The sequence below is a fragment of the Deinococcus piscis genome (genome assembly GCF_014653275.1).
In the GTDB taxonomy this organism is placed as follows: domain Bacteria; phylum Deinococcota; class Deinococci; order Deinococcales; family Deinococcaceae; genus Deinococcus; species Deinococcus piscis.
In genome coordinates this window covers 24,040-40,668 of the sequence record NZ_BNAL01000027.1, presented here as the reverse complement: position 1 = coordinate 40,668, position 16,629 = coordinate 24,040, and the positions used below count along the sequence as shown (strand labels likewise).

At 64.2% G+C, this 16,629-nt stretch carries 14 protein-coding genes, 4 tRNA genes, 2 rRNA genes and 1 other RNA gene; 11 read left to right on the top strand and 10 right to left on the bottom strand.

What is annotated here, in order from left to right; all coding sequences use genetic code 11:
- From IE158_RS10220 to IE158_RS10195, 6 genes are all read left to right on the top strand, one after another.
- Positions 1 to 117, top strand: a 23S ribosomal RNA gene (locus IE158_RS10220); the annotation flags it as partial.
- Positions 118 to 243: 126 nt separating this feature from the next.
- Positions 244 to 360: ribosomal RNA gene (gene rrf, locus IE158_RS10215) — 5S ribosomal RNA — on the top strand.
- A gap of 79 nt (positions 361 to 439) precedes the next feature.
- A tRNA-Gly gene (locus tag IE158_RS10210) sits at positions 440 to 515 on the top strand.
- A 61-nt stretch (positions 516 to 576) separates the two neighbouring features.
- Positions 577 to 923: a transfer-messenger RNA gene (gene ssrA / locus IE158_RS10205) on the top strand.
- 53 nt (positions 924 to 976) lie between these two features.
- Positions 977 to 1,063 (top strand) — tRNA-Leu (locus tag IE158_RS10200).
- A gap of 74 nt (positions 1,064 to 1,137) precedes the next feature.
- On the top strand, positions 1,138 to 2,076 hold the full coding sequence (locus IE158_RS10195) for a DUF8754 domain-containing protein (protein WP_189643603.1): 939 nt from the start codon (positions 1,138 to 1,140) through the stop codon (positions 2,074 to 2,076).
- Between the two features lie 9 nt (positions 2,077 to 2,085).
- Here the strand turns inward: IE158_RS10195 and pdxR are convergent, their stop codons facing one another.
- Positions 2,086 to 3,480 (bottom strand): MocR-like pyridoxine biosynthesis transcription factor PdxR, encoded by a 1,395-nt coding sequence (gene pdxR / locus IE158_RS10190; protein WP_189643602.1) that lies wholly within the window; start codon positions 3,478 to 3,480, stop codon positions 2,086 to 2,088.
- A 66-nt stretch (positions 3,481 to 3,546) separates the two neighbouring features.
- Here pdxR and pdxS point away from each other — a divergent pair, with 66 nt between their 5' ends.
- Positions 3,547 to 4,452, top strand: a complete 906-nt coding sequence (gene pdxS / locus IE158_RS10185) for a pyridoxal 5'-phosphate synthase lyase subunit PdxS (RefSeq protein ID WP_229839057.1) — start codon at positions 3,547 to 3,549, stop codon at positions 4,450 to 4,452.
- Positions 4,446 to 5,030: a pyridoxal 5'-phosphate synthase glutaminase subunit PdxT gene (gene pdxT / locus IE158_RS10180; protein WP_189643607.1), complete on the top strand. Its 585-nt coding sequence runs from the start codon at positions 4,446 to 4,448 to the stop codon at positions 5,028 to 5,030. The genes pdxS and pdxT overlap by 7 nt, the downstream gene beginning before the upstream one ends.
- Positions 5,031 to 5,100: 70 nt before the next feature.
- On the opposite strand, the gene hflX is transcribed toward pdxT, so the two are convergent.
- The 5 genes from hflX to IE158_RS10155 all read right to left on the bottom strand — a co-directional run bounded on the left by hflX (position 5,101) and on the right by IE158_RS10155 (position 9,562).
- Positions 5,101 to 6,834: a GTPase HflX gene (gene hflX, locus IE158_RS10175; RefSeq protein ID WP_189643606.1), complete on the bottom strand. Its 1,734-nt coding sequence runs from the start codon at positions 6,832 to 6,834 to the stop codon at positions 5,101 to 5,103.
- Positions 6,835 to 7,074: 240 nt separating this feature from the next.
- A tRNA-Ser gene (locus IE158_RS10170) sits at positions 7,075 to 7,165 on the bottom strand.
- Positions 7,166 to 7,283: 118 nt separating this feature from the next.
- Positions 7,284 to 7,359, bottom strand: a tRNA-Lys gene (locus IE158_RS10165).
- 103 nt (positions 7,360 to 7,462) lie between these two features.
- Positions 7,463 to 8,938, bottom strand: coding sequence for a UDP-N-acetylmuramoyl-L-alanyl-D-glutamate--2,6-diaminopimelate ligase (locus IE158_RS10160; RefSeq protein ID WP_189643601.1), 1,476 nt, complete (start codon positions 8,936 to 8,938; stop codon positions 7,463 to 7,465).
- 132 nt (positions 8,939 to 9,070) lie between these two features.
- The gene (locus IE158_RS10155) at positions 9,071 to 9,562 is read right to left on the bottom strand and encodes an FKBP-type peptidyl-prolyl cis-trans isomerase (protein WP_189643600.1); all 492 of its coding nucleotides are present in this window, start codon (positions 9,560 to 9,562) and stop codon (positions 9,071 to 9,073) included.
- Positions 9,563 to 9,702: 140 nt separating this feature from the next.
- Here IE158_RS10155 and IE158_RS10150 point away from each other — a divergent pair, with 140 nt between their 5' ends.
- Together IE158_RS10150 and IE158_RS10145 are read left to right on the top strand one after the other, a co-directional pair.
- Positions 9,703 to 10,923, top strand: a complete 1,221-nt coding sequence (locus tag IE158_RS10150) for a molybdopterin molybdotransferase MoeA (RefSeq protein ID WP_189643599.1) — start codon at positions 9,703 to 9,705, stop codon at positions 10,921 to 10,923.
- Between the two features lie 97 nt (positions 10,924 to 11,020).
- Positions 11,021 to 12,121, top strand: coding sequence for a bifunctional 3-deoxy-7-phosphoheptulonate synthase/chorismate mutase (locus IE158_RS10145; RefSeq protein ID WP_189643598.1), 1,101 nt, complete (start codon positions 11,021 to 11,023; stop codon positions 12,119 to 12,121).
- 140 nt (positions 12,122 to 12,261) lie between these two features.
- On the opposite strand, the gene IE158_RS10140 is transcribed toward IE158_RS10145, so the two are convergent.
- From IE158_RS10140 to IE158_RS10125, 4 genes are all read right to left on the bottom strand, one after another.
- Positions 12,262 to 12,960, bottom strand: a complete 699-nt coding sequence (locus tag IE158_RS10140; protein WP_229839055.1) for a 2'-5' RNA ligase family protein — start codon at positions 12,958 to 12,960, stop codon at positions 12,262 to 12,264.
- Positions 12,961 to 12,970: 10 nt separating this feature from the next.
- Entirely contained in the window at positions 12,971 to 13,663 is a 693-nt protein-coding gene (locus tag IE158_RS10135; protein ID WP_229839054.1) for a helix-turn-helix transcriptional regulator, read from the bottom strand.
- The gene (locus IE158_RS10130) at positions 13,660 to 14,721 is read right to left on the bottom strand and encodes an Mrp/NBP35 family ATP-binding protein (RefSeq protein WP_189643597.1); all 1,062 of its coding nucleotides are present in this window, start codon (positions 14,719 to 14,721) and stop codon (positions 13,660 to 13,662) included. The genes IE158_RS10135 and IE158_RS10130 overlap by 4 nt, the downstream gene beginning before the upstream one ends.
- Positions 14,722 to 14,850: 129 nt before the next feature.
- Positions 14,851 to 15,333, bottom strand: a complete 483-nt coding sequence (locus tag IE158_RS10125; RefSeq protein ID WP_229839053.1) for a redoxin domain-containing protein — start codon at positions 15,331 to 15,333, stop codon at positions 14,851 to 14,853.
- Positions 15,334 to 15,459: 126 nt separating this feature from the next.
- On the opposite strand from IE158_RS10125, the gene chrA reads away from it, so the two are divergent.
- On the top strand, positions 15,460 to 16,629 hold the full coding sequence (gene chrA / locus IE158_RS10120) for a chromate efflux transporter (RefSeq protein ID WP_189643595.1): 1,170 nt from the start codon (positions 15,460 to 15,462) through the stop codon (positions 16,627 to 16,629).

The following is a 16,629-nucleotide window of genomic DNA, read 5'->3' as shown; positions in this document are numbered from 1 at the left end:
GATATCCCACTGTTTATCAGGTAAGTCTCCCGGAAGACCACCGGGTTGAGAGGCCAGGCGTGCAAGTGCAGCAATGTACTCAGCGGACTGGTGCTCATCAGACGAGGTCTTGACCATCAACATGCCCTATTACCGCTGTTGGGCTTCGCCCAACAGTACCCGCGCTTGTTCCCCTCGCATTGACTCTTCATGTCCGCTGTGTTTTGCACTACGCTTGTTTTGTACCACCACAACACCGGATACCCCCGTGCCTTTAGCGCCTCGGAACCACCCCACTCCATGCCGAACTGGGTCGTGAAACGTGGCAGCGCCTATGATACTTGGACCGCAGGGTCCTGGAAAAGTCGGTCAGTGCGGGGGTTTTTCTTTTCATGACAGTGTGTGGACCCACCTCGGAACGCTTGCAAACAGGCACGCCTTCGAGTAAAGTAATGGCCGCGCGGGAGTAGCTCAGCTGGTAGAGCACTACCTTGCCAAGGTAGATGTCGCGAGTTCGAATCTCGTCTCCCGCTCCAACATGATGAACGTCCCTCCCTTAGACATGGAGGGGCTTTTGTTTTATACTTTTCTTCTGCTGGGGGTGCTCCGGTTTCGACAGAGGAACGGAAAGCGCTGCTGCGTGCCGAGGAGCCGTTGGCCTCGTAAACAAACGGCAAAGCCATTAACTGGCGAAAATAACTACGCTCTCGCTGCTTAAGTGAGACAGTGACCACGAAGCCCGGCCTTTGGCGACGTGCGAACTGAGACAAAAGAAGGCTAGCCCAAGCGATGTTCTATAGCTGACGGCGAAAATAAATAGGACTAAGGCGGAAGGCAGCCTGTTTGCTGGCAGCCCAGGCCCGACAATCTAAGAGCAGACTACGCACGTAGACGCACGCTGGATGGACCTTTGGACGGCGGTTCGACTCCGCCCACCTCCACCACCTGACCGCCCTCCGGGGTGGTTTTTCTTGCGCTATACTGCCCTTCCATTCCTGCCGGGATGGCGGAATCGGTAGACGCAGCAGACTTAAAATCTGCCACCCGCAAGGGTGTACGGGTTCAAGTCCCGTTCTCGGCACCACTGGCCCCTGCACGATGAAGTGCAGGGGCTTTGTTATGACAGCCTTCCAGTAGAGGGGGCGTACAATCGGTTTCATGAGTGACTTGTTGCATTCCTGGAAGCCTGCGCCACCTGGATACAAGCATGTGGTAAGTATCTCGCTGGGAAGCAGTAAGCGGAATGCCCGCGAAGAGATAGAGGTTCTGGGGCAGCCATTTGTCTTGGAGCGCTTGGGCACGGATGGTGATACCAAGAAAGCGGCACAATTGTTCCGTGAACTGGACGGGCGGGTGGACGCGTTTGGTTTGGGCGGCGCTGACCTGTATGTGCTGGCTGATGGTCGGCGCTACACCTTTCAGAACATCCGTAAATTGGTGTCCCATGCCCGGCAAACTCCGGTCTTGGACGGCTCCGGTCTGAAAAATACGCTAGAGCGAGAGGCCATTGCTCAGCTGGATCCAGAACTGAATTGGCAGACTCAGCGTGTGCTGATGGTGAGCGCTGTGGACCGCTTTGGGATGGCTGAAGCGTTGGCACAGGTAGGGGCTGATGTCGTGTACGGCGATCTTATTTTTGGGCTGAATCTGGATCTGCCGCTACGAAGCCTATCTGCTTTGCGCCGCGCTGCCCGCGTGCTGTTGCCGCCGCTGACCACCTTACCTCAGGAGTGGTTTTATCCTACCGGCGACAAGCAGGACACCAGCGTAGAAGGAAAAGGCACCCGCTACTATGCCTGGGCTGATGTCATCGCTGGAGACACTCATTTCGTCAAGCGCTACGCGCCACAGGACCTGCGCGGCAAGACTGTCTTGACCCAGACCATCACTGCCGCAGACCGGCAGTGGATGCAGGACCGGGGCGTGACCCGGCTGATCACCACCACGCCGCGCATGGGATCACGCAACTTTGCCACCAATGTTCTGGAAGCCTTTTTCGTGACTCTCAGTGGCAAGCGTGAAGCCCTCACACCTCAGGAATATCTGCATTACATCCGCGAGGTGGGCTTCAGGCCAGAGATCAACGAATTGACCTGAACTGTGAGCCTAAAGGACTTGGACGAGCTGTGCTGTAGCGTGTGCAATCTCTTGGGGGGTGAAGGCGGCGAAGCCCAGCAGCAAACCGGGCACTTTGGCGCTGCGCCCCCATTGAAAGGCCTGCACGGGCGTCAGGTCCAGCCCCAGGGCCTCTGCCTGCCGGAGCAGTTGGCTCTCCTGTGTTCCAGGCCAGTGGGCTGTGAGATGCAGACCCCGGCCAGAGGAAAGCAGCTCACAAGTCAGGTTTTGCAGCTCATGGACCAGTACGTCGTGCCGTGCCGCATAGATACGCCGCGTACGCCCCAGATGGCGCGTAAAGTGGCCTTCCGCCATAAAGCGGGCCAGGGTGGCGCTGTCACGCACCGAGGAGCCACCATCCATCGCTTGCTTGACAGCAGTGAATGTGTGGACCAAGTGCGGCGGCACCACCAAAAAGCCCAGGCGCAGTCCAGAGAACAGGAAAGCGGAGAAAGTGCCCAGATGAATAACGCGGTCACTCAGGGCTTGCAGCGGGGTGAGTGGCGGGCCGGTGTAACGGTACTCGGAATCGTAGTCATCTTCCAGAATCCAGCCACCGCGTTCGGAGGCCCAGCGCAGTAGTTCCAGCCTCCGCTCAGCACTAAGAGGTACTCCAGTGGGAAACTGGTGAGCTGGCGTCACGCAGGCCAAGCGCAGGTCACGCTGCCGCCACAAAGGAGCAGGGTCCAGTCCTTCACGGTCCACGGGTAAGGGGACAGGAACCAGCCCCGCGCCCAGCAGCGCCGCACGGGTGCCGGGATAGCCGGGCGACTCCAGCGCGGCCCGCTCGCCGTGGTCCAGCAGGGTGCGGGCCGCCAGGTCCAGGGCCTGCTGGGTGCCGGTGGTGATGATGATCTGTTCAGCCTGGCAGTCCAGACCACGTTCCTGGCGTAAGTAGGCTGCCACCTGCTCCCGTAACGGAGGCCAGCCCGCCGCTGAAGAGCGCTGGGCCGGGGACCAGTCGGCCCGGGCTTCGAGCCGTGCCCAGCTTTTCCAGGGAAAGAGCCTGGGATCAGGCCGTGAATGCCGGAAAGGTCGGAGCGAGTGGCCTGCGCCGGGGCCGGGCAGCGCACGCAGCCCGCTCAGGGCCCGTGCGCGGGCCGAGGGCTGACTGAGAGACTGACCCGCTTCTGGTAGGGCGCGGACAAACGTGCCCGATCCTACCCGCGCTTCCAGATAGCCCTCAGCGCACAGGGTTTCAAAGACCTCGGTCACGGTGCCACGGGAGACCTTGAGCAAGTCGGCCAATTGGCGGGTGGGCGAGAGGCGGGTGCCTGCTGGCAGCTGGCCGCTGGCAACCTGAGTGCGGAGGGCCGCAGCCAATTGCCGGGTCAGTGGCGTATCGGAAGTGCGGTCTAGGTGGAGATCCCGCTCTAGGGCATTCATTGGTCTACTCTAATGTGCTGCAATTGGCTCTGGTATTAGACCAATCCGCCGCGCATGATGTCAGCCATGACCAAATCAGATGGAGTGGGCGGAAGGGCAGACGTGCAAAAAGTGCAGCGTGGCTTTGCCGAGATGTTTAAGGGGGGCGTCATCATGGATGTGGTGACGGCTGACCAGGCCCGCATTGCCGAAGAGGCTGGCGCGACTGCGGTGATGGCGCTGGAGCGTGTGCCTGCCGATATTCGTAAGGACGGCGGCGTGGCGCGGATGAGCGACCCCAAGATGATCAAAGAGATTATCGGGGCGGTCAGCATTCCAGTGATGGCGAAAGTGCGCATTGGACATGTCGTGGAGGCGCAGATTCTGGAAGCCATCGGTGTGGATTTTATTGACGAGTCGGAAGTGCTGACGCCCGCCGACGACCAGTTCCACATTGACAAGCAGGCCTTCCGGGTGCCGTTTGTGTGTGGGGCCAAGAATCTGGGCGAAGCGCTGCGCCGCGTGGGTGAAGGAGCCGCCATGATTCGGACCAAAGGCGAGGCGGGCACCGGCAACATCATTGAAGCGGTGCGCCATGCCCGCACCGTACTGGGCGAAATTCGCCAGATTCAGGCCCGCCCTGCCGAAGAACTGATGACTGTGGCCCGTGACCTCAGTGCGCCCTATGACCTGGTGCGCTACGTGCATGAGCATGGGCAGCTGCCAGTGGTGAATTTTGCCGCGGGTGGAGTGGCGACTCCCGCCGACGCCGCGCTGATGATGCAGCTGGGGCTTGACGGGGTGTTCGTGGGCAGCGGGATTTTCAAGAGTGATCACCCCGAGCGCCGTGCCAAAGCGATTGTGCAGGCCGTGACCCACTACCAGAACCCTGAGCTGCTGGCCGAGCTGAGCGAAGACCTGGGTGCGCCCATGACCGGCATCAACATTGACGCGCTGCTGCCTGAAGAACGTTTGGCGTCCCGCGGCTGGTGAGTCGGGCCGTCGGTGTCCTGGCCCTGCAAGGGGCTTTTCGGGAGCATGCTCAGGCACTGAGGCGGTTGGGAGCCGAAATACAGGAAGTGCGCCTGCCCGCCGATCTGGCAGGTCTCAGCGGCGTGGTGATGCCAGGCGGCGAAAGCACCACCATGCGCCGTCTGCTGGCGACCAGGGGCCTGGATACAGCCCTGTGCGACTTTCACGCTGCTGGTGGGGCGCTGTGGGGCACCTGCGCCGGAGCCATCCTGCTGGCGCGCGACATTGCGGGCGATTCGGACGTACCAGGGCTACCACCTGCCCTGGGCCTGCTGGATATGGCTGTACAGCGCAACGCCTATGGGCGGCAGGTGGATTCTTTTACCACGCCGCTGACGGTGCAGGAGCTGCAAGCGCCGTTTGAGGCCTTCTTTATCCGCGCTCCTGCCATTACGCGGGTTGGTGCAGGGGTAGAGGTCCTGGCCCAGTACGGCGGGCAGCCGGTGGCGGTACGTGAGGGGCGGCTGTTGGCAACGACCTTTCACCCCGAGCTGAGCGGTGACGACGGGATGCACCGCTTGTTTCTGAACCTGCTGTAAAGGAAAAAGGCAAAAAGCAGGATGCGAATAGGGTTTCCGCATCCTGCTTTTTGCCTGCTCTTGCCTGCCTCTAGTCAGCGCCGTGAGCCAGCTCGGCTTGTAGCTCGGCGTAGCCCGGTTGGGCATATCCCTGACGGTGCAGCACAGCGGCAACTGCGCTGCGCAGGTCGTCTAGGCCCTGGCGCCTGAAGGCACTGATGACCACAGTTTGCACGCCAGCCTGTTCCAGTCGCTCTTGCAAGCGGGCCAGCTCGGCGGGACGGGCCTGGTCAGCCTTGTTCAGCGCCACCACAGCCGGTAGGTTTGCCAGCTCCAGGTCATCCAGAATGCGGGTCACGGCCTCGAAGTGCAGCTCAGCCGCGTCGCTGCTGGCGTCCAGCACATGCACCAGCACATCCGAGTCGCCGATTTCTTCCAGCGTGGCGCGGAAGGCGCGGCTCAGGTCGGCGGGCAGGTCGCGGATAAAGCCTACCGTGTCGGTCAGCACGACTTGCCCGACACCGCTCAGATAGCCCTGGCGGCTGGTGGGACGCAGCGTAGCAAACAGCTTGTTCTCGGCCAGTACGCGCTGGGGTTCCTCGGCAGCGTGGGTCAGGGCGTTGAGCAGGGTGGACTTGCCCGCGTTGGTGTAGCCCACAATGCCCACCACCGGCACGTCGTTGCGGGCGCGGCTCTTGCGGCGCTGCTCACGCCGCACGGCCACTTCACGCAGCTGCCCTTCCAAAAAGGCGATGCGGTCATTGATGCGCCGGCGGTCCAGCTCCAGCTTGGTTTCACCGGGGCCACGAGTTCCGATGGCTCCGCTGGCCGCACTGCCGCCCGAAGCGCCGATGCGCGAGAGTTGCGCGCCCGCGCCCAGCAGCCGCGGCTTCATGTAGCGCAGCTGCGCCAGTTCGACTTGTAGGCGCGATTCCTGACCCTGCGCGTGCTGCGCGAAGATATCCAGAATCAGCTGGGTGCGGTCCACCACCTTCAGGCCAGTGGCCGCTTCGATTTCACGGGCCTGGGCCGGGCCCAGTTCCTGACCGAAAATCAGGAGGTCGGCGTCCAGGTGGTAGGCGCGGGAGGTCAGTTCTTCCAGTTTGCCGGCCCCAACCAGCGTGCCTGCTTTCAGGTTGCGGCGGTACACCAGTTCGCGGTACACCACGGCGGCCCCGGCGGTGCGCGCCAACTCGCCCAGTTCGGCCAGACGCTCTTCGGCGTCCACTTCGCCCGTGTCAATCTGCACCAAAATGGCCTGCTCGCGGTCTTTCTGGGCCTCGCGTGTGCGGGCGGCGCGGGCGATTTCCTCTTCGAGTGCCGACACCTGGGCACCCAGGTCAAATTCGTCAATCTCGTAGCTGGGTACTGAAGGCAGGATGCGCCAATCCTCTTCCTCAGCGGCGCTGCCTGGTGGGGTCAGGTGAGCGGTATGCACGCGCCCAGGCCGACCATCGCTCTCGACCTCAATGGCGCTCACCGCGTCCAGCCGTTTCATAAAGAGGGTGGAGAGGTCGCCTTTGCTCAGCTCCCCGCCGCGTGGGTGGGTGTGCAGCAGGTGATAGCCCGAAAGCCGCGTTTCGCCTTGACGGCTCTCCGGCAGTTCGGTGCCTTTGGCGTCAGCCACGCTGACACTCATCACACGGCCACGGCGGTCAATCAGCACGCTGACTTCGCGGCGCACGTCAGCCGACAGCTCGGCCAGGTTGCGGGCCAGCTCAGGTGAACCTACACGCCCCGGCTCGATGCGGCGGCGATAAAGGTTCTCTAGCGACTTCAGCTGGGCTTTTTTCAGGCCGGCAGTGTTTCCATGTACTTTGGTAATAGTTCGCTACCTTCTTCCTTGATTTCTCAGTGAATACTCTGTCTGCTGGCCTAAACGCCCAACACACATCCGTTCAGAAAAAACAATTTGACGACACCGGCTTTCAGTATCGGTCGCAGAGCGGCAAAGAACGTGAGCAACGGGTTGGGGCAGTGTCCATGCTTGCGCTGATCGCTCCGGGCCCGGGGCCGCAAAAAAAGCCGCCCGGCTGGGCGACTCCTGCATGCTTGCGCACTTCTTTGGCGGAGAGGGTGGGATTCGAACCCACGGTACGGCAGGACCGTACAACGGTTTTCGAGACCGCCCCATTCAACCACTCTGGCACCTCCCCCCGCCGTACAGGCAAGTTGGCGCAAGTGCGTCAGGGAGTATAGCAAGTTCAGCATCAGTTGGCAAAAGCCCTGATTTGCCGGACAGAAACGACAAAAAAACCGCCCGGAGGCGGTCTTTGGTGGGTTGTGTAGGGCTCGAACCTACGACCCGCTGATTAAAAGTCAGCTGCTCTGCCAACTGAGCTAACAACCCCTGCTCTGCGGCGTTACCTCAAAGGCACAGCCATAAAACAGCGAAAACAAAGATAACATGGACTTCTGAAGTTTATGTAATTTGACTTACAACCCGGTCTCTGTCAGTGGCTGCGTTGGGCCAGGGCGTCGGCAGCTTCCTGGGTTTCGTTCCAGGGCAGTGACTCCGTCCCCCGCTCAAGGGTGTCTTCTGGGCCCTTGCCGGCCAGCAGGACAGTGTCTCCAGGCTGGGCCTGAGTAATGGCAAAGCGAATCGCCTCGCGCCGGTCCTCGATGGACCTGAAGTTGTGGTGTGCGCCCTCACGCGCCCCACGTTCCATTTCCGCCAGGATGTCCTGCAAAGGGGTGTCGCGGTAGTCCTCTTCGGTAAAAATCGCCTGGTCGGCGCAGCGCCCAGCCACCTCGCCCAGCGGTGCACGCTTGCGGGGGTCACGGTTGCCGCCCGCCGAGCCAATCACCACCCACAGCTGCCCCTCGGTGGTGGCGCGCAGAGTCTGGAGGGCTTTTTCCAGGCTGGGCGGAGTATGAGCAAAGTCTACGATGACCCGTGGCTGCGGCTCCCCGCCTGGTCCGCGCACCAGCTGCATCCGGCCCGGCACACCATCAAAGGACGCCAGCCCGGCCTGAAGCTGCTGGGCCGTAGCACCCAGGTGGGCAGCAGCGGCCATGGCGGCCAGCGCGTTGGCGACATTGAATGCGCCGATCATGGGCAGCTCGGCGCTGAATTCGCCCAGTGGGGAGTGGATCCTGAACTGGAGGCCGCGCCCGCTCTGCTGCACAGCTGCCGCCTGCCAGTCGGCGGGTTGGCCTTCGGCGGAGTAGGTCACTTCCTGGGGGGCCACGCCGCGCAAGCGCTCGGTCCAGGGGTCGTCGGCGTTCAGCACAGCGAAGGGAGCCGCTTCAATTAGCCTGCGCTTGTCGGCAAAGTAGCCTTCTACGGTGCCGTGAAAGTCCAGATGTTCGCGGGTGAGGTGGGTCCAGATGGCCGCGTCCCACTCCACGCCGCGCACCCGGTGCAGTGCCAGGGCGTGGCTGCTGGCTTCCAGCACGGCGGCCTGTGCGCCGTCCTTTACCATTTCACGCAAGATGCCCTGTAGCTGCGGCGCTTCGGGTGTGGTGAAGTGGGCCGGGAACTGCCGCAGCTGGCCGTCTGGCAGTTCGTAGCCGGCGGTGCTGAGCAGCCCGGTGGGCAGGCCCGCCGCCCGCAGCAGGTGCCGGGTCATCCAGGAAGTGGTGGTCTTGCCGTCGGTGCCAGTCACGCCAACCACTTTCAGGTCACGGCTGGGCCAGCCATGCAGCGCCGCTGCCAGGTCGGCCAGGGCCGCGCGGGCGTCGGGCACTTGTAAGTAGGGCAGGGTCGTCTGCATGCCCTGCGGCAACCCCTCGCCGACCACGCCCACTGCACCGCGCTCCTGTGCCTGCGCCATAAAGCTGTGGCCGTCGGCCCGTGCGCCGCGCACTGCCACGAACAGGCTGCCCGGCTCGGCCCAAGCGGCATTGTGAGTCACGCCGGTCACGTCCGGATTCTGTGCGGGGGTGGGGAGCCTGAGAACGTCGGCGGCCAGGGCGGCGAGCTTCATGGGCCGCAGTCTAGAGCAGTTGTGCGCAGGGCGGGTGCCGGCCACAGCTGCTCCACTGAGGCCCCCGCCAATACAAACCCCCGTCTCCGTACGGGGAGACAGGGGCGTGGGCGGCTGAAATGCCGGAGCAGCTTATTCGTCTTCGTCGATGTCGTCGTCCATGCCGTCAAAGTGGGCATGGCCGTGTTCCAGTTCCTCGGGGGTGGCGTCGCGCACGCTGCGCACGGTCACTTCAAAGTCCAGGGTCTCGCCAGCCAGCATGTGGTTGTAGTCCACTTCGACCTTGTCGCCGCTCAGACCAAGCACGGTAAAGGGCACCAGTTCGCCGCCGTCGGTCTCACCGAAGTAGGTGGCCCCGACTTCGACATCGTCGTCAAAGTCGGCCAGGTCCAGCTGGTCGGTGTTTTCCTCGTCGTACACGCCGTAGCCCTCTTCGGGGGTCACGGTGGCCTTGACCTGATCGCCAGCCGACTTGCCTTCCAGCGCTTTTTCCAGGCCGGGGATGATGTTGCCGTGGCCGTGCAGGTAGGTCAGCGGTTCGCCCTCTTCGCTGCGGTCGACGATTTCACCCTCCACGCGCAGAATGTAATCGATTTCGGCCACTTTGTCTTTGGCAATATGCATGTGATGCTCCTTTTGGCCCCCAGCTGCGGGCGGCACTAAACGTGTAAGGGAAGTTCGCGGGTGCGCTGCGGGAATGCAGCTGTCTCAGTCTAACGGGCGGTCTGGCCCCGGAGGCCACGCGGAGGGTTAGCCTGGCATTCATGACCCCTGTTCCTGCTGATTCTGTTCCGCTGCCCGCAGACTTTGCGCAGTTCGTCACGCTGGAAGAAGCCCAGGCTGCTGTGCGGGCGGCTCTGCCCGGCCCCGGCACCGAGTGGGTCGCTCCCGAAGAGGCGTTTGGCCGTAGGCTGGCTGCACCGCTTCAGGCGAAGGTGGCCCACCCCAGCGCTACCGAAAGCGCTCTGGATGGCATTGCTGCCCGCGCTGCCGATACACAGGCCGCCAGCGCACAGGCTCCGGTTACGCTCCGAATCGTGGGTGAGAGCCGCGCTGGGCAGCCTTTTGCTGGAGAGGTGGGCCCCGGCGAGTGCGTGCGTATCTATACGGGCGCGCCCCTGCCACCGGGCGCAGATGCCATTTGCCCTGTCGAGCAACTGGAGTTTCGCGGTGAAGGCGAGGTGAGCTTGCTGACTCCGGCCAGAACCACAGACGTGCGCCATTTGGGCGATGATTTCGCGCCTGGCGATGAGCTGCTGGCGGCAGGCACGCGCCTGACCCCGGCGCGGGTGGCGCTGGCCGTGGCGGGTGGGCACGCCCAGCTACCGGTGCTGCGGCGCTGGCGGGTGGCCCTGCTCAGCACTGGAGACGAGCTCAAGGCTCCCGGCTCCCCGCTGGCCCCCGGCGAAGTGTACGATTCCAACCGCTACGGTCTGCGCGGGTTATTGCTGGACTGCGGCGCGGAGGTGCTGGACCTGGGCCGCGCTCCAGACGATGTGGCAGAGCTGGCCGCCCGTCTGGACGCGGTGGGCGGCGCAGACCTGCTGCTGACCAGCGGCGGGGTCAGTATGGGGCGCTACGACTTTATGCGTGACCTGCTGCTGGAGCGCGGCGAAGTCACCTTCTGGAAGATTCGGCTGCGGCCCGGCGGCCCGACCCTATTGGGACGCTGGAACGGCCTGAGCGTGCTGGGGCTGCCGGGCAACCCAGTCAGCAGCCTGGTGGTGTTTGAGCTGCTGGTGCGCCCGGCGCTGACTGGCGAGGGCCTGCGGACCGCCCGGTTGCGGGCTGGGGCACCGTTTGGTCACGCGGGCCAGAAGACGGCCTTTTGGCGCGGCGAACTGCGCGGCGGCGAAGTGGTGCCGTACCCCAAGCAGAGCAGCGGTGTGCTGCGCTCGCTGAGTGACGCGCAGGTGCTGGTGCGGGTGGACCCTGCTCAGCTGGTGGCCGCCGGCGATGAGGTAGAAGTGCTGTGGCTGGGCTGAGGAGAGAGGCGCTGTGGAGAGAGGCAGAGAGAAGCCTCGGTGCCCTGAGGTTTCGCGCTGAGGTTTACAGAAGTCCCGCTGTTCGCTAGGCTGCGGCATGACAGACCTCAATGGCGGCAAAGGTACGACTCAGCACACCGAAAGCACCCTCGAAGAGTTGCGCCAGCAGGTGGATCAGCTGAACAATCAGCTGGTGGAACTGCTTTCACGGCGCGGCGAGCTGGTCGCGCAGATCGGGCGCCTCAAGTCCAGTGAGGGCGGTACCAAGTTCTACGATCCCAAGCGCGAAGAAGACCAGCTGCGGCTGGTGCGCCAGGCCAACAAAGGACCTTTCACCGACGCAGCCGTCAGCGCCATTTTCAAGGAAATTTTCAAGGCCAGCCTGGACCTGGAAGAAACCCGCGAGCAGCGCAAGTTGCTGGTCAGCCGCAAGAAGCACCCTGAAGACACCGTGCTGACCATCGGTGATGTGAGGATTGGCGGGCCTGAAGCGCCGGTGCTGATTGCCGGACCCTGCGCCATCGAGTCCGAAAAGCAGATGGACAGCGCCGCACAACTGGTGGCCGAGCTGGGCGGCAAGATTCTGCGTGGCGGCGCCTACAAGCCCCGGACCAGCCCCTACGGCTTTCAGGGGATGGGCGTAGAAGGTCTGAAGTTGGGACGGCAGGTGGCGGACCGCTACGGCCTGCAGTTCATGACCGAGGTGATGGACACCCGCGACGTGGAAGTGGTGAGCGAGTACGCCGATATCCTGCAAATTGGGGCGCGTAACATGCACAACTTCAGCCTGCTGCGCGAGGTCGGCGCGGTCCGCAAGCCTGCACTTCTCAAGCGTGGCCTGAGCGCCACCATGGAAGAGTGGCTCTACGCAGCCGAGTACATTCTTTCGGGCGGCAACGAGGATGTGATCATGTGTGAGCGCGGCATCCGCACTTTCGAGAAGTGGACCCGCAACACCCTGGACCTGAGCGCCGTGGCCCTGGTCAAGCAGGAAAGCCACTTGCCGGTGGTGGTGGACGTGACCCACGCCGCCGGACGCCGTGACCTGCTGCTGCCACTGGCAAAAGCAGCGCTGGCCGTCGGAGCCGACGGCATTCATGTCGAGGTTCACCCGCAGCCAGCCACCGCCATGAGCGACAACGAGCAGCAGCTGGACTTCGCTGAATTCCGGGAGTTCGTGACGGGCCTGAACCTCTGATAAGGCGACGGTCTGCGCGGCCTGAAGTCGCAGTGGGCACTTTTTGCGCACTGTTACGGAATGAAGCGCAGTCCGCTACTGCCAGAGTCTCCCGCGCCGGAGTCAGAACGGGCTGAGGAGCAGCAAGTACAGAGTTGGGGTCAGCCGGGGGGATCTGCCTCCGGCTGATCTGCTTGATGCGGCGGTGGCGTACCGGCTGCAGGGTCGGTCAGCGGAAAGGTATGCAACTCCAGAAATTCGCCCTTTTCCTCGATGGTGAGGCTGAGGGCCGACACCTGAAAATGGGTCAGCGGCAACTCCAGCGTCGTGACCCGTTCCCACAGGTCGTCTTCGGCCCAGGGCAGGACGCCCAGCGCCAGCGTGAGGTGCGGTGCATAAGACTCGCCGTCGTAAGGACTGCGGGTGGAGGGGCCCACGCTGAGTGCCATCAGATGCAGGTACAGCATCCGGGCGCTGGTTTCGCATTCCAGAAAGATGACGCCCTTGTAGCGCTTGAAGCCTTTGATGCTCACTTCAAAGGAGCTGGCTCCATCCAGCACATCGCGGAAGCGCTCAATCAGTTCGCGGCGGCTCAGCTCGGTCTGAAAAGGTGCGCGCAGATTGATGTGCGGCACGCCAAAACCGCTGACACCCAACTGGTCTTGCAGCTTGCGCAGCCAGCCGTCCAGCCGGGGCGGAGGCCAGGCCACCAGGCTATAAGCGCCATCCATGACCCCTGAGCTGATGGGGTCCGCCGACGCGGGGCTTTTGGTCCCCGTTTCTGTGTGGGCCGGGTCGCCAGCACGGCGGTCAGGCTCGGCGGCTGGAACAGGGGAAGTGGGGTCGCAGGGGGGCAGCATTTCAGGCACCTCAGTGTGGCATGCGGCCCATAGGGGCGGGCGCTGCTCCGTCTTTGCGGATGCGGTAGCGGCAGTCGCAAGCTCCGGTGGCGGCGCGGGTCTCGCTGCGGACTTCGGTGCCTAGCAGATGCTCGATCATTGCCCGCTCACTCTGGCACAGCTCCATAAACTGCCGGGCCACGGTCAGATGGGGGCAGTTGCGGTGGGTCAAGTAGTAGAACTCACCACTCTCCTCGGTGTATGAGTCGTAGCCAGCTTCCCGGAAGCCATGAGCCACAGCCTCTATCCGCTCAGCCAGCGACAGCCCCGGTGCCCATTCAGTCTGCATTCGCTGCGCTGCGGTCTGCGCGCGCGCACTGATTACCCGTTCGACAGCGTCTGAGCCGTATTCGGCTTGCAGATGCTCCAGGATGTCCACACATAGGCTGGGGTAGCTCTTGGGAAAGCGCGCCTCGCCCTGCTCGGTCAGGCGGTACACCTGCTGCACCCGCCCACGGCCCAGCGGCTTGCCTGGACTCGCTTCGATCAGGCCGTCCTCGGTCAGCCGGAGCAGGTGCCGGCGCACGCCCTGCTGGGTCAGGCCCAGTTGCTCGCTGAGCTGCGCCGCGCACTGCATGCCCCGTTCCTTGAGCAGCAGCAGCAGGCGGTCCCGGGTGCGCTCGCTTTGCTGGGCGCTCTGGTGGCTGACGAGTGGCAACGTCAAATCACCGGCAGCGGCTCAAGGTTGTCCGCCGAGAAGTCGCTCAGGGTTTCCACGCTGACCCTGCCGGCGAGGGCGCGGGCCACTTCACGCAGGGCCTGGGCCGCCGCCGAGTCCGGGTGGGCCAGCACGGCAGGCACGCCGCTGTCGGCATCCTGGCGCACTTCGGGGTCCAGCGGCACTTCGCCCAGCACGGTGAGCCCGCCCAGCTTGCGTGCGCCGCCGCGCCCGAAAATGTCGTAGACATGCCCGGTGTCGGGAGCCACGAAGTAGCTCATGTTTTCCACCACGCCCAGCACCGGCACGCTGGCTTTGCGGAACATATCTACGGCGCGGGTGGCGTCAATCAGGGCCACGTCCTGCGGGGTGGTCACGATCAGCGCCCCCGTCACTTTGACCGACTGAGTAATCGACAGCTGCACGTCGCCGGTGCCTGGCGGCAGGTCAATAATCAGGTAGTCCAGGTTGCCCCAGGCCGCGTCCCCAAGAAACTGCTGCACCGCCGAGTGCAGCATCGGGCCGCGCCAGACCAGCGCCTGACCCGCGCGCGTGAGGTTGGCCATCGAGATAAACCGCAGGCCGTGGGCCTCAATTGGCATCATCTGGCGCTGCTCGTTGGCGGTGATGCGCGTGTCGCCCTGTCCCAGCATGTGCGCCACGCTGGGGCCGTAGACGTCGGCGTCGAGCAGGCCCACCCGCGCACCGTCCCGCGCCAGGGCCGCCGCCACATTCACGGCCACGTTGCTCTTGCCCACGCCGCCCTTGCCGCTGCCGACCAGAATCACATGCTTGACGCCCGGCAGTGGGGGCTGCTGCGGGGTCCGCACCTGGGCGCTAAAGCTGACTTGCACTTCTTCGATGCCCGGCACGGCGAGTACGGCCCGGCGCACATCATTTTCGATGGTGCCTTTGAGTGGGCAGGCAGGGGTGGTCAGCTGCACCTGGACAGCGGCCACGCTCCCTTCGACCACCACGCGTTCAATCATGCCCAGGCTGACCAGGTCTTGGTGCAGCTCGGGGTCGTTGACAGTCGATAGGGCGGCCATAACGGCATCTTGCATAAGGCTCTCTCTAGCGCAGTTTTCACAGGGCTGGCAAGGGGCGGGGTTACAGTGAACCGCCCGCAGCTGTGGGCTTGCCTCGTCTGGAACCGGAAAAATCTGGTTTGGCGCTCCCTAGAATCCCGCGCCTCAGCCCGGCAGCTGAGCCAGCACTTCACGGGCGCTGAGGGTCAGGCCGGTGGGGTCTTCTTCTACATGCAGCCAGCGGACGCGGCCATCCGGGGCCACCACGAAGGCGGCGCGCCCAGCGTAGCCCTTTTCTGGCAACGCCACGCCATACTGAGCGGCCACAGCCAGATTCATGTCGGCGAGCAGCGGCACCTGCAAGCGCAGCTCACGCGTCCAGGCGCGGTGGGTATACACCGAGTCGCGGCTGATGCACAGCACGTCAGCGCCAGCAGCGTCAAACTCGGCAGCGTGGCGGCTGTAGTCGGGCACGTGAGCGGTGCAGCCAGGGCTGAAATCCAGCGGATAAAACACCAGCACTGTCCAGCGCCCAGCTGCCGCATAACTGCTCAAGGTGACTGGCTGCCATGTCCCACCCGGCTGCACGGCGTTCAGCGTGAAGTCGGGGGCGGTCTGGTTCAACAAGGCCTGAGGGGAGACAATCACACCCGCCATTCAAGCACATGCTTACCGGGCCACTCTCCCTAAATTGAGCCCCACCGTGAGACATCGTTCTGGGTATCCGGCTGTGCAAAGCTGCGCCGCAGAGAACTGCTCTAAGCTGAGGGCCAGATGCGGGAACTGCTGACCGTCTTCTTGCGCCTGGGCCTGACCAGTTTCGGGGGGCCAGCGGCTCACCTTGGCTACTTTCAGACCGAGTTCGTGGAGCGTCGCCGCTGGTTGAGTGCAGCGCAGTTTGCCGATCTGGTCGCGCTGGCACAGTTCCTGCCGGGGCCGTCCAGCTCGCAGGTGAACCTCAGCATCGGGTATCTGCGGGCTGGGCTGCCCGGCGCGCTGCTGGCCTGGGCGGGCTTTACGCTGCCTAGCGTGCTGCTGCTGGTCGCCTTGGCCCTGTGGATGGGGGAGTGGCCAGACCCGGAGGCGGGCTGGCTGGCGGGGCTCAAGGTGGCCGCCGCTGCAGTGGTGGCGCACGCGGCGGTCAGCATGTGGCGCAGCCTGATACAGGGCGCGGTGCAAGCAGGGCTGGCGCTGGGCACAGCCACGCTGCTGCTGGCCGGGGCACAGTTCGGCGGGACAGGTCTGGGCGCAGGCATGCAGGTGTTGGCCCTGCTGCTGTGCGCGGGAGTGGGTTGGGCCACGCTCGCTGCGCCCGCCGCCCCCGCACAGCCGCTCCAGCTGGGGCCAGCGCCGCGAACGGGAGCCGGGTTGCTGCTGTTGGCCGCTGGGCTGCTGGTGCTGCTGCCCCTGCTGAGGCCGCTGGGACCGGCCTGGGAGCTGCTCGACCAGACCTACCGCGCTGGTGCGCTGGTCTTTGGCGGTGGGCATGTGGTGCTGCCGCTGCTGGAAGCGGGGTTGGTGCCCGCGTGGGTGGATCATGGACGCTTCGTGGCAGGCTACGGCGCGGCCAATGCGGTGCCGGGGCCGCTGTTTACTTTTGCCAGTTATCTGGGTGCGGCGCAGCACCGGCTGCCGGCCCTGGAGGGAGTGCTTATCGCCACTCTGGGCATTTTTCTGCCGGGCGCACTGCTGATGCTGGGAGCGCTGCCGTTCTGGAGCCATCTGGCGGCGCAGGACTGGGCCCGCCGGGCACTGCTGGGGCTCAATGCTGGCGTGGTGGGCTTGCTGCTGGCCGCGCTGTACGACCCAGTGTTCAGGGCAGGCGTGACCGGCCCGCTGCACCTTGCGCTGGCGCTGCTGGCCTACGCGCTTCTCAGTGCTGGCAAAGCCCCCGCCTGGGCCGTGGTGCTGGCCTGTGCGGGGGCGGGGTGGTTGCTGCTGTAG

What these genes read in the sequence shown, in the direction of transcription:
- IE158_RS10195 (WP_189643603.1), top strand. Translation starts at nt 1,138, where the DNA reads ATGAGTGACTTGTTGCATTCCTGGAAGCCTGCGCCACCTGGATACAAG.
- pdxR (WP_189643602.1), bottom strand. Translation starts at nt 3,480, where the DNA reads ATGAATGCCCTAGAGCGGGATCTCCACCTAGACCGCACTTCCGATACG.
- pdxS (WP_229839057.1), top strand. Translation starts at nt 3,547, where the DNA reads ATGACCAAATCAGATGGAGTGGGCGGAAGGGCAGACGTGCAAAAAGTG.
- IE158_RS10160 (WP_189643601.1), bottom strand. Translation starts at nt 8,938, where the DNA reads ATGAAGCTCGCCGCCCTGGCCGCCGACGTTCTCAGGCTCCCCACCCCC.
- IE158_RS10155 (WP_189643600.1), bottom strand. Translation starts at nt 9,562, where the DNA reads ATGCATATTGCCAAAGACAAAGTGGCCGAAATCGATTACATTCTGCGC.
- IE158_RS10150 (WP_189643599.1), top strand. Translation starts at nt 9,703, where the DNA reads ATGACCCCTGTTCCTGCTGATTCTGTTCCGCTGCCCGCAGACTTTGCG.
- IE158_RS10145 (WP_189643598.1), top strand. Translation starts at nt 11,021, where the DNA reads ATGACAGACCTCAATGGCGGCAAAGGTACGACTCAGCACACCGAAAGC.
- IE158_RS10140 (WP_229839055.1), bottom strand. Translation starts at nt 12,960, where the DNA reads ATGCTGCCCCCCTGCGACCCCACTTCCCCTGTTCCAGCCGCCGAGCCT.
- IE158_RS10130 (WP_189643597.1), bottom strand. Translation starts at nt 14,721, where the DNA reads ATGCAAGATGCCGTTATGGCCGCCCTATCGACTGTCAACGACCCCGAG.
- chrA (WP_189643595.1), top strand. Translation starts at nt 15,460, where the DNA reads ATGCGGGAACTGCTGACCGTCTTCTTGCGCCTGGGCCTGACCAGTTTC.